The organism is Thiothrix sp. UBA5583 (genome assembly GCA_002425225.1).
In the GTDB taxonomy this organism is placed as follows: Bacteria; Pseudomonadota; Gammaproteobacteria; order Thiotrichales; family Thiotrichaceae; genus Thiothrix; species Thiothrix moscowensis.
In genome coordinates this window covers 1-16,674 of sequence record DILV01000007.1, presented here as the reverse complement: position 1 = coordinate 16,674, position 16,674 = coordinate 1, and the positions used below count along the sequence as shown (strand labels likewise).

The 16,674-nt window shown below is 54.9% G+C and carries 13 protein-coding genes; 9 read left to right on the top strand and 4 right to left on the bottom strand.

The genetic code is table 11. The features are described from left to right. Positions 1–58: 58 nt before the first annotated feature. On the top strand, positions 59–1,870 hold the full coding sequence (locus B2U47_RS01350; protein WP_296677529.1) for an endonuclease: 1,812 nt from the start codon (positions 59–61) through the stop codon (positions 1,868–1,870). Here the strand turns inward: B2U47_RS01350 and B2U47_RS01345 are convergent, their stop codons facing one another. Then, positions 1,871–3,274, bottom strand: coding sequence for a C1 family peptidase (locus B2U47_RS01345; RefSeq protein ID WP_296677532.1), 1,404 nt, complete (start codon positions 3,272–3,274; stop codon positions 1,871–1,873). An 88-nt stretch (positions 3,275–3,362) separates the two neighbouring features. Continuing rightward, complete coding sequence (locus B2U47_RS01340; protein ID WP_296677538.1) at positions 3,363–4,328, bottom strand: YbgA family protein; 966 nt, start codon at positions 4,326–4,328, stop codon at positions 3,363–3,365. Positions 4,329–4,493: 165 nt separating this feature from the next. Here B2U47_RS01340 and B2U47_RS01335 point away from each other — a divergent pair, with 165 nt between their 5' ends. From B2U47_RS01335 to B2U47_RS01305, 7 genes are all read left to right on the top strand, one after another. Further along, a complete protein-coding gene (locus B2U47_RS01335) occupies positions 4,494–5,672 on the top strand; it encodes a multidrug effflux MFS transporter (protein ID WP_296683333.1) in 1,179 nt (392 codons plus the stop codon). Between the two features lie 62 nt (positions 5,673–5,734). After that, positions 5,735–6,073 carry a zinc ribbon domain-containing protein YjdM gene (locus tag B2U47_RS01330; protein WP_296677545.1) on the top strand — a complete coding sequence of 113 codons (339 nt, stop codon included), beginning with the start codon at positions 5,735–5,737 and terminating at the stop codon, positions 6,071–6,073. Positions 6,074–6,140: 67 nt separating this feature from the next. Continuing rightward, entirely contained in the window at positions 6,141–6,896 is a 756-nt protein-coding gene (locus B2U47_RS01325; RefSeq protein ID WP_296677548.1) for a hypothetical protein, read from the top strand. Positions 6,897–6,950: 54 nt separating this feature from the next. After that, positions 6,951–7,100 (top strand): hypothetical protein, encoded by a 150-nt coding sequence (locus B2U47_RS01320; protein WP_296677550.1) that lies wholly within the window; start codon positions 6,951–6,953, stop codon positions 7,098–7,100. Positions 7,101–7,140: 40 nt separating this feature from the next. Then, a complete protein-coding gene (gene parE, locus B2U47_RS01315; protein WP_296677554.1) occupies positions 7,141–9,036 on the top strand; it encodes a DNA topoisomerase IV subunit B in 1,896 nt (631 codons plus the stop codon). Continuing rightward, on the top strand, positions 9,033–9,488 hold the full coding sequence (locus B2U47_RS01310; protein WP_296677556.1) for an MEKHLA domain-containing protein: 456 nt from the start codon (positions 9,033–9,035) through the stop codon (positions 9,486–9,488). Before parE ends, B2U47_RS01310 begins: the two co-directional genes overlap by 4 nt. Before the next feature lie 113 nt (positions 9,489–9,601). Then, positions 9,602–11,251 (top strand): hypothetical protein, encoded by a 1,650-nt coding sequence (locus B2U47_RS01305; protein ID WP_296677558.1) that lies wholly within the window; start codon positions 9,602–9,604, stop codon positions 11,249–11,251. Here the strand turns inward: B2U47_RS01305 and tadA are convergent. Beyond that, positions 11,228–11,710, bottom strand: coding sequence for a tRNA adenosine(34) deaminase TadA (tadA, locus tag B2U47_RS01300; protein ID WP_296677561.1), 483 nt, complete (start codon positions 11,708–11,710; stop codon positions 11,228–11,230). The genes B2U47_RS01305 and tadA overlap by 24 nt on opposite strands. Beyond that, positions 11,707–15,912 (bottom strand): hypothetical protein, encoded by a 4,206-nt coding sequence (locus B2U47_RS01295; RefSeq protein WP_296677563.1) that lies wholly within the window; start codon positions 15,910–15,912, stop codon positions 11,707–11,709. The genes tadA and B2U47_RS01295 overlap by 4 nt, the downstream gene beginning before the upstream one ends. 151 nt (positions 15,913–16,063) lie before the next feature. Between B2U47_RS01295 and B2U47_RS01290 the strand changes: the two genes are divergently transcribed. Then, entirely contained in the window at positions 16,064–16,651 is a 588-nt protein-coding gene (locus B2U47_RS01290) for a hypothetical protein (RefSeq protein ID WP_296677566.1), read from the top strand. Positions 16,652–16,674: the final 23 nt, after the last annotated feature.

Sequence of the window (16,674 nt, the reverse complement as noted above, 5' to 3'; positions counted from 1 at the left end):
CTACACTAAACCAGATCGTAATGGATGCCCAATAAATAACAGATGAACGGGAACTGCCATGAAATTTGCCACCTTCAACCTGTACCAGTTCGTTGCCAGCGACAGCTATTGGTACGCACGTGACCCACACAACACTTACACCGCTACCGAATGGGCACAGAAAACCGCCTGGATCAGCCAGCGCCTGTATGAAATGGATGCCGATGTGGTTGGTTTTCAAGAAGTTTTCAGCATACCGGCACTGCGTGAACTGTGTATTGCCGCAGGCTACCCGCATTTCGTCACGGTGGATGAACCAGGCAGTAAGCCGGAAGATCCAGCCGTCTATTTCCGCTCTGTGGTTGCATTGGCATCTCGTTTTCCGGTTGTACGTACCCATTCGCTGGAAATTCCAGCCGATATTCGGCAGGATTTACCCATTACTGACAGCTTCCGCTTCAGCCGCCGCCCGGTGTGTGCGGAGCTTGATACCCCGGAACTGGGCAAGTTGAGCGTTTATGTACTGCACCTCAAATCCAAACGCCCGGTCAGTCTTGACATGCATTACGATGACAAGCTGGAATGGAACCATCGGGTACGCGATACCTTGCGCCGCTTGTCACGCGGCACGATTGCTTCCCTGTTCCAGCGCGGCATGGAAGCCACCTTGGTCTACCACCATATCAGCCAGCAACTGGAACAGGATGCCAACCACCCGATTGTGGTACTGGGCGACCTCAACGACAGCCAGGATTCGATCCCACTGGATGCCCTCACCATGCAGGAACGTGTCCACAGCATCGGTGGGCTGGATGAAGACAACTGGCCGCAAGGCATTACCCAACACCTGCACGAATACCGTTTAACCGATACCTTCCGGCTGGCACCCAACATGCGCCACCGGGTGCGCCCGTTTACCCATATCCGGCGTGGCGATGGCGGTGTGCTGGATTACGTGCTGGTTTCCAATGTACTCAACAGCAAAAACCCACAAGCCAAGGCAGAAGTTGCCGCTTATGAAGTCTGGAATCAGCATCTGGACAGGGATGGTATCGACGACCGCCTGCAATCCGACCATGGGCAAGTTTGTGTGGAACTACGCCCGTGTGATGCCTTGCCTGAGCATGTGGAAGGTATCCGGCAGAAACCGGCGCATCTGGTCACGTCCCTCGCTGACATCATTACCCGGCAGGATTTTGTCGAATACGCAGGTGGTGTGTATCAGTCCTACCAGCACTTCCGCCAGTGGGACAGCCGCGACAAGTGGAAAAATTTCTGGTCGTTTTTCTTTGATACCGAATACGGCTGGGTGACAGCACTTTATGGTACGTTGCCGGTTTCCGAGCTTTACCAGAAACAGCGCCACAGCATCGAGCACATCATTCCGCGTGATTTTCTTGACCGTTATCTGGCACGCAAGGGCGCACCCCGCCATGTGCGCTACGGTGCAACCGTCAATCCTTTCAACCTTGCCCCGTCAGAACGCGGCTTGAATGCCAAACGCTCCAACTTCCGCTTTGATTTGGACGACGACCACATTGTGCGCCCTTACCAGATTGAGCTGCACCCGGAAAACTTTTCCGGGACAGGCTTCGATGCAGACCATGAGTGGGTCATCCCGTCCCGTAACCGAGGGGACATTGCCCGCTCCATCCTTTACATGCTGCTGGTGTATGAAATCGACGAGCTTTACAACCGCCATATCGACACCCTGATTCACTGGGCCAAGCTCGACAGCCCTAGTGCCTGGGAGATTGCCTACAACAACTGGGTTTACACCCGCCGGGGCATCCGCAACCCTTTCATTGATAGCCCGGAAAATGCCCTGATACTGCTGAACAATACGGAACTGCTGAAGTCGCTGGAGTTCAAGCCTGCGGCGACGCTATAGCTATTCCCAGTTGTAGCCACTTTCGTCTGCCAATTTTTCACACAAGGCTTCAAGCTCTTCCAGAAAAACATCCTCATCATTGGGGATGATTTCAAAGGTGGAAAACTCGATATAAGTCCCGTCATCGTCTGCATCTTCTGACCATTCAAAGCTGTAGTAGTCGCTTTCCGTGGTGTGCTTGGCACACAGTTTGTCAATCCGCTCAACAACCTTTTCGCCGCGTTCGGTATAGATGTAAAAACCGCTCAGAGTCAGAGCTTCAACCTCTTCGCCCCCCTCTTCTTCCGTTTCTTCCTCCCCGGATTCTTCGTAACCCTCTACGCTGAAATCATAGTTTTCATCTTCCGCCCACTCGTTACAAAGGTCATCCAATTCCTCCAAAAAACCTTCCGGGTCTTCCAGGGCAATATCAAAGTTGCTGATTTCAGCGTAAGTGACTCCTTCTTCTTCGGTTTCCTCATAATCGAAATAGAATTCCTCATCCGTGGCATATTCCTCACACAGTTGTTCCAGGGCAGTGGCAAAACCCTCCACATCATCAGTCGCAACATAGAAATCAAACAACTGGACGGAACCGTCTTCGGCAAAGTAGGAGCTATCATCTTCCGACTCGATTTCCTGAGCAAAATCCAGATCTTCGACCGACTTGATGATCCAGGTATCATGCCCATTCCAGTCACTGTGGATAACGTACTTGTAAGGTATGTAGCAATAACCCTTGTCACCCCATTCATTACCCCAGGAATTGCGCACGATGAACATCTTGTCCTTGTCCAGATAACCCACGCACAACATGGCGTGCCAGCCATGCTCTTCACGTTCCTGCTCGCTTGTTCTGGGCATGGGTACACGCCCACGGTTATCGGTGGCATGATCGAATGAGGTAAATGTATTCAGGCAAAAAGCAATCGGATAACCGTCAGCTAGGGTATGACGGTACAAATCCAGATCGGTTTCGACGTATTCTGCTTCCGCAATTTTGAAATAAGCGCCATGCTGATAGGCTTCTTCTGCGGGTTCAGCAATGATGCTGTCTTCATCATTCGGCCACAGGTCTTCACGGCAAGCTCCGTATTTTTTCAAACCCTCAATCGCGGATTGCATGGAAGTGCCTTCATCCTGTTCAACATCGTCATCTTCCAGACGGGCGTTGTAATAGATGAACAGGCGACTGACATCAGCAGCATCACCCAGGGTACGCTTGGCAAGGTATTCATACGCACCAGCACAGGCATTGGCTACACAACTATTACCAACCTGCTCTTCCACTGAAGTCAGGTAAGGGCGCAAGTCAACTTTGGGAGGCAAGGGCTTGGCAGCAGAACGTCCAACCTTGCGGCGTTTGGCGTCAGGTGGAACAGCACCGACACGGCAGCCGCCAATTTTGTTATTGCGTGGTTTCAAGCATCCTCCTTCGACTGTTGTACTATTAGCTCATCACTCACCAAGCCAATTAGTCTAAGCAAGTTTCAGGAAGTATAAAATATTTCGATTACAACTGGTTGCGCAGCATCAACTCCCCCGGATGCGGTGTCAGGTAATACTGACGCTCGACATAAGGCTGAGGATGTCGCCGGAAATGGTGCTTGAGCAAGGTAATCGGCACAATCAGTGGCACATACCCCTGCCGATACTGGTGAATGGTTGCCAGCAGCTCCTGCCGGTCGCCTGCGTCAAGATGGGCTTTCAGATAGCCCATCAAGTGTTGCAAGACATTGGCATGTTGCCCGCGTGATACCCGTTTTGCCAGCGATTGCATGAGCAGTTGGATATAGGCATCAGCCAGTTGCTGGAAATTCTCTACTTTGCCGACTTGCGCCACCATTTGCCCCAATTCACGGGCTTGTTCCTGATCATGTGCCATCAGGATGTATTTGTGGTCAGCATGGAAATCAACCAGTGATGCTGGTGTCAGCCCGGTAGCTTCCAGACCGCGCCAGCGATGGTAGACAAATACCCGCCCGATGAAATTTTCACGCAATACCGGGTCGCACAAACGCCCTTCCTCCTCCACCGGCAGCAAGGGGAAACGTTGCCTGAGGGTTTGGGCAAAAATACCCGTACCATCGCGTTCAGGTGGCAGGTTGGAGCGTGAGAGGTTGTACACCTTGACCCGTTCCATGCCGCAACTGGGGGAATTCTTTTTGAGGATATAGCCACAGACCTGCGCCAGTTGTGCCGTCACTTTGTCAATATAACCGGCTAGCCGTTCGGTGTGGTCGATGCTGGCATCCTTGATGTCCACCGCATGGATGTCTGTACCCATTCGCACCAGATGCATGGTGGGGCGCGGCACACCCAGCCCCACACCGACTTCAGGGCATAGCGGCATAAAATCAAAGTATTGACCAAGCGTGTTGGTTATATAGGCATCACGTTTGTGCCCGCCATCGTAACGGACTTCATGCCCGATCAGGCAGGCGCTGATACCAATTTTTATGCGTTCGTACTCGTCCATCAAGGTAACTTCGCTTTGTTGTACATGAAAAGACCTTTTCAGGCTGACCAATGATAGGTATTGTCTCACTTTTGTAATGGTATGGGTGAATATACGTAGGCAAACAAGGGAAAACTGCTACACTTTCCGCTTTGCATTCACCTGTATACGCTCATGCAACCTACTATGCCCCGCTTTGGCGAATTCGTCACCCTGATTGCGATGCTCAGTTCCCTGACGGCTTTGTCCATTGATGCGATGCTGCCTGCCCTTGCCATTATTGGACAGGATCTGCACGTACAACATGCCAATGAACCACAATTGATCATTTCCACCCTGTTCGTCGGCATGGTATTCGGGCAAATCGTGGTCGGGCCATTGTCAGATGCTTACGGGCGCAAACCACTGATGTATGCGGGATTGATCATTTTCATGCTGGGTAGTCTGGTGGCGATGCTAGCACAGGATTTTTCCCAGATGCTGCTGGGGCGCTTCCTGCAAGGTCTGGGCACAGCAGCCCCCAGAATCCTGACCATGGCACTGGTGCGTGATTGCTACGCAGGGCGTGGCATGGCAAGAGTACTGTCGTTCACCATGAGCATTTTCGTGCTGGTTCCAATGATTGCACCGTCGTTGGGGCAAGCCATCCTGTTGCTGGCAAGCTGGCGCAGCATTTTCAGCGGCTTTCTGCTCTTGGCGGTCATTGTGGCTGGCTGGTTCTGGCTGCGGATGCCGGAAACCCTGCCAGCGGACAAACGCCGCCCCCTTAATAGCCAGACATTACAGCAAGCCTTGCGGGAAACCCTCACAACCCGTAGCAGCATGATGTACATGCTGACTGCCGGGCTGGTGTTTGGCGTATTCCTCAGCTACCTGAGTTCATCACAGCAGATTTTGCAAATCCAGTACAGGCTGGGGGAACAGTTTCCGCTGTATTTTGCAGTGCTGGCGTTCTCTGTTGGCGGGGCATCATTCCTGAATGCTCGACTAGTGATGCATTATGGAATGCGCTGGTTGTCGCACCGCGCCATCCTTGCCTTTACCCTGCTATCGGCAATCTTCTGGGTGATAACCTATCAGGCTGGCGGGCAGCCATCCCTCACCAGCCTGATGGTATACCTCAGTCTGGCCTTCGTGGCACTGGGGATCATGTTCGGCAACCTGAATGCATTGGCAATGGAACCACTGGGGCATATTGCCGGTATTGCTGCCTCTGTCATCGGCTCGTTGTCGACACTGACCGCCATTCCGCTGGGTATCCTGATCGGGCAAAGTTATGACGGTACGGTATTGCCACTGGTCACTGGTTTCTTTCTGCTGGGTTTAGCGGCAAGTGTACTGATGTTGAAAGCCGAGGCACACTGACGGTTTGCGCTAGCCTGCCACAATCGTTACCCTTGCAACCTTTTACCCGATCAGGAATACCCATGAGCGACCTGCCAGCCTGCCCACAATGCGGCTCTGAATACACTTACGCAGACAGTGCGATGTACGTTTGCCCGGAATGCGCCCACGAGTGGTCATCCACTGCCGCTACCGCCGCAGAAGAAACACGGGTCATCAAGGATGCCAACGGCAATGTCCTGCAAGACGGCGACACTGTTACCGTCATCAAGGATTTGAAAGTGAAAGGCTCATCATTGGTGGTCAAGGTCGGCACGAAAGTGAAAAACATCCGGCTGGTGGAAGGCGACCACGACATCGACTGCAAAATTGATGGCATTGGCGCGATGAGCCTGAAATCGGAGTTCGTCAGGAAGGTATAACCAGTCATCACAAAATCCCCTCAAGCCATCAAAGATGCACAGAAGCAAGTGGAGGTTAAATATAGCCATGAGTAAGCATGACAATGCCATCGAAAACATCAAAACCATTGTTGACAACATTCCAGCAGAGTTGCGGGATGCCTTGTTACAAGATATGCAAAACCACATGGGCACAATGGAAACACCAAGAATCATCGCTTACCAGAAAACCCGCGAAGAAAATCTTTTATTGAATGAAGAACTAACCAACTTGATTACAGATGAAGCATACTCGGGGGCAGCACAAAGGCTCGATTCATTCGATGAAGATGGAAACTTTGTCTACCATCAGGAAATCGAGATTGACTACCGACTGGATTTCATTCTCTTTGACTTTCGCTCCCGTGATGGCAAAACGTTGGTACAACAGCAACTTGAACAAACCGATATAAGCAATACCAGCAAACATACAACACTGACTATTTACAATGCTGCCAAAACCAGTCTATACGGTGTTGTTGCGGCTAACCGCCTTGAATACACCGTCACACTGCGTAATCTACTGAACAAAACCGAGCCATTAGTTACCGTTACCGATATGGGCTTAAGCCGTACTCTGAAACCGCACCACCATATCTTGTTCGCCCGGATTATGCGTTACCCTGATTTTAATGCCAATTCCGGGATTGCAATGGTATTCACCCAACGCAAATACGACAAGGTATACAAAGCCTTTGAAAAACGTTACAAAAAGCTACCTGGCAACCTAAGTTCAGCGGAAAAGCGTTTCATCGCATTTTTCCACGTTAACCGTGAATTCGGCGAACCCATTAAAACCCAGTAAATACGGACAAAAAGCACTTCCCGCCCCACATCTGACCTTGATCTGATCGCTTTTGTGCCAAACACGCAAACAAGCCAGGTCTATGCCGCCCGCGAAGCACTGGAGGAAAGCTCCCTGCTCTTCCGGGTCGATTTGCTGGAGTGGGATGAATTGCCCACCAGTTTCCAGCAGAACATTTTGCAGCACTACATCCCGCTGGGTTAAGCTGCACAACCTTGCATGATTTGACAAACCAAAACAAACAATGAGCAACAACACCTACGACGCCTCGGCGATTGAAGTCCTCACCGGCCTTGACCCGGTACGCAAACGCCCCGGCATGTACACCGACACCACCCGCCCCAACCATCTGGCGCAGGAAGTGATCGACAACAGCGTGGACGAAGCCCTCGCCGGACACGCCAACCAGATTGAAGTCACCCTGCACGCTGACGGTTCCATCGCTGTCAGCGACAACGGGCGCGGGATGCCCGTCGACCTTCACCCCGAGCAGGGCAAACCGGGGGTGGAAGTCATCCTCTGTACCCTGCACGCAGGCGGCAAATTTTCCGACCAGAACTACCAGTTCTCCGGTGGCTTGCACGGTGTGGGCGTATCGGTGGTCAACGCCCTGTCGCGTAAGCTGGAAGTCACCATCAAGCGCAACAGCCAGCTTTACCGCATGGGCTTTGCCGACGGCAACAAGGCCAGCGAACTGGCAGTGATCGGCAAGGCAGGCAAGCGCGAAACCGGCACGACGGTACATTTCTGGCCGGATGCAAAATACTTCGACACGGTGAAATTCAGCGTCCGCCACCTCAAACACAACCTGCGGGCAAAAGCGGTGCTGTGCCCCGGCTTGCGCATCCGCTTTACCGATGCTTCAGCGACTGAAGCGGAAGTCACCGAGTGGTATTACGAAAATGGCCTGCGGGACTACCTGCGCGATGCCGTCAACGAATTCATCACCCTGCCTGAGACCCCGTTCACCGGTTCGCTGTCTTCCCCGCGTGAAGCGCTTGACTGGGCGTTGCTATGGCTGCCGGAAGGTGGTGAAGCGGTGCAGGAAAGTTATGTCAACCTGATCCCCACCGTACAAGGTGGTACACACGTCAACGGCTTGCGCACCGGCGTGACCGATGCCTTGCGCGAATACTGCGAATTCCGCAACCTGCTGCCACGCGGGCTGAAACTGACCCCGGATGACGTGTGGGACAATATCGCCTTCGTCCTGTCGTTCAAGATGCAGGAGCCGCAATTCGCTGGGCAAACCAAGGAACGCCTGTCTTCCCGCGAAGCCGCCAGTTTCGTTAGTGGCGTCATCAAGGACGCTTTCAGCCTCTACCTCAACCAGAACACCGTGATCGGCGACCAGTTGGCGCAGTTCGCCATCAGCAACGCCGGGCGGCGGATGCGGGCCAGCAAGAAAGTCATCCGCAAGCGCGTCACCGCAGGCCCCGCCCTGCCCGGCAAACTGGCAGATTGTTCTTCGCAGGACACCAACCGCACCGAACTGTTCCTAGTGGAAGGTGACTCGGCGGGCGGCTCTGCCAAACAGGCGCGTGACCGTGAGTTCCAAGCCATCATGCCGTTGCGCGGTAAAATCCTTAACACCTGGGAAGTTGACCCGGAACAGGTGCTGGGTTCACAGGAAGTGCACGACATTTCCGTCGCCATCGGTGTGGAACCGGGGCATTGTGACCTCAGCCAGTTGCGCTACGGCAAGGTGTGCATCCTTGCCGATGCGGATTCGGATGGGGCGCACATCGCCACCCTGTTGTGTGCGCTGTTCGTGAAACACTTCCGCCCCTTGGTAGCTGCCGGGCATGTCTACGTCGCCATGCCGCCGCTGTACCGCATCGACATCGGCAAGGAAGTCTATTACGCACTGGATGAAGCCGAAAAACAGGCACGGCTCGACATCATTGCTGCCGAAAAGAAGCGTGGCACGATCACTGTCACCCGCTTCAAGGGTCTGGGCGAAATGAACCCGCTGCAATTGCGCGAAACCACCATTTCCCCCGACACCCGCCGTCTGGTCAAACTCAGCATCGACGACAGCGAAGCCGCCGATACCGTGATGGACATGCTGCTGGCAAAAAAACGTGCCGCTGACCGCAAGCAGTGGCTGGAAACCAAGGGGAACCTGGCCAGCGTATGATGGATATTGCCCAACTCACCGCTCACCTGCACCTGTTGCACCGCAGCTTCCGCCATTACGTCGGGCGTGACCTCGGCGGGCTGGTGTGGGAGGGTGAAAGCACCGCACGGGTGCTGGATGACGCCCCGTTCGTGCTGTTGTCACACAACACGGCTGCTGACCCGGTGTTCACCTACGGCAACCGGGCTGCCCTGCAACTGTTTGCGATGGACTGGGACACCCTGACCCACCTGCCATCTCGCTATTCCGCCGAACCGCTGGCACGCGAAGAACGCGAACACCTGTTGCAGACGGTATCACGGCAAGGCTACATCGACAATTACGCCGGAGTGCGGATTGCCAGCAACGGGCAACGTTTCCTGATCCAGAATGCCATTGTATGGAATTTGCACGATATTCAGGGAAACCACGCCGGACAAGCGGCTTTTTTCGACCAGTGGCACTACATTTGATCGGTTTTCATCGCTGCCTAATAAATCACAGCTATACTCACGGGGGTAAGTACATTTAAAAACCATAACCATCTGGTCGCGGGCTTCCTGACCCGACCAACAAGGAGTGTTTCATGTCTAATGATGTTGAAAAACGGATCAATGACGACTTGCAGGCGTTTTCCCAGGATACCGTTACCTTCATGCAACGTCGCCCACCGAAAACCGATGCGGCAGGCAACCCCACCACAGGTGCAACCCTGTTTTCACAGGAAGCCATTGACAGCAAAGCCTTCATTGCAGCACGTGACAGCCAGCGGATGCACATCCTGCAAGGTGAAGGCGGTGAAACCCGCGCAGCAATTGCTTCCAACGACCGTGCTGAAAATCTGGTGGATACCTTCAAATACAACAAGCTGGCAGACATTGAAAGCGCCGGTTTGATGCAGGCTACCCTAGCAGAGTCCCCTTGGTCAGATGACTACTGGGCCATTTACAAGGGCATTCTCGGCGCACGTTACGCTGACCCTTCCTTCCCGGCTTCTGCTGACTGGAAAGCCAACCACGATTACATCCGCAGCAATCCGGCATCCGCCATCCTTACCAGCGGCAGTGCCAGCCGCATCAACAAACTGTCCCCCGCAGAAAAATACGATGCGCTGGTTGGCGATGCCAATGAATCCCTAACCAAGGCAGGCTGGGCAGAAGGCAAAAGCTATTACGACATGCACGGCGAAGTTGAAAGCTGGATGGGTATCTGCCACGGCTGGGCTCCGGGAGCCTACATGCTGGGTCGCCCAACCAAGGCTATCACGGTGAAAACCCCTAACAACGTGCCCATTACTTTTTACCCTTCCGACATCAAGGCACTCGCATCCCTGCTGTGGGCGAATGTTGCGCCTGCTACCCGTTTCATCGGCGGGCGCTGCAATGACAAGGAACCTGCTACCGATTCATCCACCGGACGCACCACCTCCAGCCAGTGTTTCGACACCAACCCCGGTACCTGGCATCTGGCAGTCGTCAACCAGATTGGCGTCAGCAAACGCAGCATGGTGCTGGATGTTACCTACGACTACGAAGTCTGGAACCAGCCGACCTACGGTTACAGCTACCGCTACTTCGACCCACAGACACGCAAGTACAAGAGCAAGCTGGATGAAGCCATGATCAGCATGGCAAGTTTTACCGCTGACAAATTCCGTGCTTTCCGCAGCCCAAACACCAAATTTGTGGTAGGCATCCAGATGACGGTTTCCTATGTGGTGGAAACCAGACCTTCACACCGGGAAGAAGACAACCCCAGTCATGATGCCATCCAGCAAGCCACTTACTATTACGATCTGGAACTGGACGCGGACAAGAAAATCATCGGTGGGGAATGGTATCAGAACCTGCATCCCGACTTCCTGTGGACACCCGCCAAAAGCGCACGGGCGCAAACCAGTTACGACGCACAGGCAAGCGGAAGCTGGGCACAAGGCAGCCCATTGCCACAAGCCTGGCGGACTGCGGCACAATCTGCCTCCAAATCGCAAAGTGCACCACTGGCAGCCATTGTGGAACACCTGATCAAGTTCTCACGGGCGGGCACTACTCCGGTTCCGGCTCCAACCCCGACGCCAATACCTGTGCCAACTCCAACACCCACTCCGACACCTGTGCCAACGCCCACTCCGACACCAACACCTAGTCCTACACCCACGCCAGCTCCGACACCTGCACCCGCGCCGCGTCCGATGACCTGGTGGGAACGCTTGCTAGCCCGTCTGCTTGGTCGCTGATTGAGCCAGCCGCCGTGCGCGGAAGAATGCCCGCAAGGCTTCCGCGCACGCTTCCTCCAGCACGCCACCGGATACACTGATTCGGTGGTTGTGCCGTTCGTCGCCCAACAGCTTGAAAGCACTACCTGCCGCGCCGGTTTTGGGGTCAAAAGCACCAAACACCACCCGTTCCACCCGCGCATGGATCATCGCCCCCACGCACATCGGGCAGGGTTCCAGCGTCACATACAACACGGAACCCGGCAAACGGTAGTTGCCTGCGGCAATACCACCTGCGCGTAATGCCAACATTTCTGCGTGGGCCGAAGGGTCATGCAAGCTGATCGGCTGGTTCCAGCCCTCTCCCAGAATTTCACCATCACGGATCAGTACTGCCCCCACTGGCACTTCGCCCTGATCTGCCGCTTTTTGCGCCAACCCCAAGGCATGGCGCATCCAGTCTTCATCCCGATTACTCAAGCATCATTTCCTGTTGTGGCTGAGGAAACACTGGTTTGAGCCGCAACTGCCGGAGTTACCCTAGGCGGTTTCTGCCGCCACAAGCCATTCTGCACAAACGCCTGCCAGCCCCAGCGCAACCAGCCCAGTATGGCCATTGCCAGCCACAAGGCCCACGCCAGCATCAGCACACGGTAATACAACAGCGGCACACTGATCACCAACGGCTGTTCCAGTGAGTTGCCGGAACGATCCTGATACCACAACAGGTTTTGTGCCCACGAACCATTGCCATCAATCTGCATTTCCGGCAAACCCAGCAAACCTTTGGCAACCGCCCCAATCAGGGCAGACAGGGCAAATACCGTCAACATCACCAACCCGACCTGCAACAGATTGAATTGCCACCAAGGCCGTGCGTCCGGCGATGCCTTGCCGCGCCATGCCAGTGCCACCAGCCAGCCTGCCACCAGTACCATCAGGTAAGGGCTACTCTGGCTCAAGCCAATGCCCAACAGGAACCATTGCCAGCTTCGCAGCGGGGCAAGACCGGAACGCCCCAACGCCACCGACAGCACCAGCAATACCAGCAACATGCCCCAGAACAATACCGCAGGCCCCATCAGTGGCCCGTTTACCCACAAAACCCAACGGTCTTCCGGCAGTTGCAGGCGAAACTCGCTGTTGACACTGGGCAAGCCCAAATCCAGCAGCGGAAAACGGTAGCCAAGCGGCATTGCGCCCGTTTCCTGCCATTCCAGTACGGCTTCCTGTTTTTTGGGCAGTAATGGCAACACCAGCTTGTTGCCCTGTTGCTGGATAGCCTGTTTGGTTCCATCCACCGTCAGACTTTTTGGCTCCACACCCTCCGGCAAGGTCAGCGTATGTTGCGAACCCCGGCTGCTGTGCAGGTTAAGACGTAGGCTCACGTCACGGGCGCGTTTGCCAACCTCTACGGCAAGCTGGCTACCGAGAATGGTGACAGTCTGACCTTCTGTGCCTTGCGGACGGTTGATCGCTAGTGTGAGGGTTTCACCTGCCCACGGCTTCCATAGCAACAAACTCTGTTTGGCATCTTCCTCATAAGCATTGACTGGCAAACCAGTGGCCTCCACATGCCATACCGGGCTGGCAGCCACCTGCCATTCCTCCAGCCATGCACTGTTGTTGCTGGCGGTGAGCTGTAGCTTCTCTGCCTGAGGCAGGCGTGAAGTCCATTCCAGCGTATCCTGCTGTGGCTTGAGGTTGATCTGAATGGTTTTATCTTTGACGGTAAACTGCTCACTCAGCGGTTGCTCACCCTCCAGCAGCGGCACTGTCAAGGTAATGGGGGAAGCACTGTCAGACACGCGGGTAATGGTGGTCGTCACATACCAGTCCAGCCCCAGATCAAGCTGCCGCCTGATTTTGACGAAAGCAGGCAGGGTCGGCATGTCCTGCGAACTGGCATCCGCCACCGCTGCCGTGCGGTTAAGCTGCAACTGGTCTTCGGGCACGGCATTATCACGTAAGCCATCCACCTGCCAGCCCTCGCCCTGCCAGGTCACACGGTGCGGCTTAAGGAGCAAAGGTAAAGCCATGTTGCTGCGGGCAGACAATTCCCCCTGCAACAGCACGTCATGTTGCCCCTGATCCAGCGCCACCCACAACTGCTGCTCATCATCACGCCGCAGGGTCTGGCTGGCAGTACCGTCCACCAGTACAGTTTGCGGCAACCAAGTGCTTTGACTACCCGGCAAGGGCACAGCAACCTGGGTAGCCGCATGTACTCGCAAGCGCACGGTCAGGCTGCTGGCTTGCAACTGCATGTCCATCACGTCAATTTGGGCGCACTCCGGCAAGCAGTCTGGCGCACGTAACAGACGCTCCTGCAAGGCTTGCAGCATGTCAGTCGGTGGCGTGGGTGGCTCGGCAGCATCAGCAGGTATCGGTGAGCCTGTCAGCAACGGCAATGCCAGTAGCAGGGCGGCAGCTTGCCCACTACGCGCAGTGGGCAGAAAACGTTGCCACCAGCCGCCACCCAGACCAGACAACAGCGCCAGTCGCAGGGCAAACACCAGTAATATCAACACCCCTAGCAGTTTCAGCAAGGAATACGCCAGTGGTGGAATCAGCCACAAATCAGCCCGCTCTTCCGGGGTAATCACACCAGACCACTCCAGCACCACCGTGTCGCCTTGCCATTGTGGCAAACCAGGCCCGGTCTGGATCATGCTGTTGGGGTCGATAGTGCGCAGATTGGCTTCACGCTTGGCTCCCAACCCGGATTTGGCGTAAGACGATACGGAACCATAACCACTATCCTGATACTCGCCGGATGCTTGCACCTTGGGAACCGATATTTTGCGCTCAACCTGCTGGGCAGCTTGTTCTTCCATCACGTTTGTCACTGCATCGGCTGCCATTTCCAGCGGTGGGGCAGCCGCCGGAGCAGCAGGCATGGGAGCCGGTACAGGTGCAACAGCCGCCTTATCAGCCTGAAACGCCATACCAAATCCGCCCATATTGCTACTGGCCTGTTCCAGTTGCGGATACAAGGCAGTACGCACCGTACCGATAGCAAAGGGCAATACAATCAGCACCAGAATCAGCAGACTCAACCAGCGGTAACGTTCCAGCCAGTGGCGCAAGCCTGTATAAGCCGCAGGCAAGGCACGCAACAACGCCACCACTGCCAGCAAATTCAGCCAGATGTATTGCGGTGCATCTGGCAAATGCCAAGTCAGCGGCAAGGCAACCCCAGCAACAGCACCCCATTGCCAGCCATACAGATAGCCGCTTGCCACCACGATCAACAGCACCAGAAACAGATCCAGCAGGTTCCACTGCTGCAACCAAGTATGCGGCAGGTTATCCGTTCCCAAGGCTGCAAACAGCAGCCAACCAGCAGGCAAGTACAGGGTAGTGGTCACTTGTTGTAATTCCTGTTGCCAGCCGCTGACCGGCAACCCGCCAGCGGCTTCATAACGGCTGTCAGCTTCCAGGTTCAGGTTACGGCTACGTACTTCCACCCCATCCGCTTGCCCGTTGGTTTGGCGGGTTATCAGTTGCGGCTCGTCATCCAGACTGACGCGCCCCAGACGAATGTCGGGCAATACTTCCAGACGTGATTCCTGCGCCAGTGTGCCGTTTAGGCGGTCTTGTAGCGTGTAGCCACCACCATCGAAATCTAGCCACAACTGGCGCTGCAAACTGAGCTGTGCCGGGCTGGAAGCCATGCCGCGATGCTGTTCTGCCAATGTCATGTTGCCACCCGTAGTCATCAGGTAAGCAGGCAGACTTGCCCATTCCTCTGGCAAGCGCGTCTGGCTGGGGTCAATGCTGTTCACACCTTCCACCTGCACCTGACGCATAGCAGGGTCAGCGGCAAATACCCACACCTCTTCCGCAGGCCAGGGTGCGCTACTGGCAGGCAAAGCCAGAGCATTCAGGCTGGCGGTGGCACGCCCGGTCAGTTTGAGTGTCCATTCACCGGGACGCAATTGCACTTGCAGTTTGCCATCCTGCCCCATGCGGGTTGGCAGGGGGCTATCCAGATGCAGCGGGATGAAACCGTCCAGCAATACCGGGGCAAGTTCCGCCTGCCGCTGTTTGCCTGCAACCCGTAGCTGGATGCTGGTGGTCACTTGCAATGGGTGGGTATCTTCCACCTTGCGGAAGACTTGCACTTCAAGGTTGTCTTCACTGGCTTCCTGCGTGTTGCTGCTCAACCACAGGCTGCCTGCCTCGTTGAATTCCGGCGTGGCAATCGGGTTGCCATTCACGCTTAGCTTGACCAGACCCGTATCCGGGGCAACGAATAGCGCCTCGGGCAGTTTGTCCCAGAAAAATTGTCCGCTGAGGTCGTAGCTACCTGCCTGCAATTGCAAGACCGGGTAGCCTTCCTTTTCCGTGACGGCAAGCTGGGTATTCTCGCCATTGCGCACCTGCTGCGGCCAGTATTGCGCATTGCCGGGTAGCCGCACAGCGGTTTCACCGTACACTTGCCAATGTTGGGTAAAAGTACCGCCTGTGTCGGTCAGTTGCAGTTCCAGCGAACCTGGCCAGGCACACTGGCGTTGCTCGGCATTGTAGAGGTAGGGACAATTGCGGTCTTTGTGCCCATCCAGCACCCAGCCTACCCAAGGTTTGAGTGGGTCGGGGACTTGATCAGGCGGTAACGGGTTGGCATGTGCCGGGGACAACAAGAGGAAAAACAACAGCAGCGGAAAAATACGCAACATGGTGGTGTCCTATGAGTATTATTGTTAGGGCTATTATCACCCGTCGGGGGCATAGAGTATAGAGCAGGCAGCACGCAAGTGAACAATGCCCAACCCCGCATGGAAAGCTGCACTCAATCGCTTTATGATCCTGTTTTTGGAAACAACCGCAATGCCGCTACCCACTCCGACCACCAGCATTCCATTCCGTGATCTGACCAGTTTGCTCCCGCTGCGTGACCACCTTGCTTACGCCACGCAATTGCAGACGTTGGCGCAACAATTACCCTACCGCATCAACCGCTGGCCTGCTTTCGGTGAATACACCGAAGACTGGTTGACGGTGGAAATCAGCGAATTCAAGCAGCAGTTGTTTTACTGCGAACGTGGTGGATACACCCTGCAAGCCAGCAGCGAAAACCTGATTGACCTGAGCTATCAAATTTTCAGGGCGATTATTCCCGTCATGACCCCAACCGCGCAGCAAATCGCCGCCACCCTTGACCGTTTCAAAGACCAACGCCAGTTAATCTGGTTACGGATGAGTTCCGAAATCTACCGGATGTTCCAGATCAATCCACAGTTTGGAATACGCACCGCCTACGCAAACGTGGCGTGGATGTGCGAAGAACTGGTACGCGCCGGTACTTTCCCAACACCCCAAGCGGCATTCAACAGCCGGGAAGCCATCTTGCACGGCTTGACACTGAGCGGTTTGTCATACACTTATGCGGCAAACGTGTATGAGCAATTACAATAGCTTAGGGCAATCGCATTAAAAAT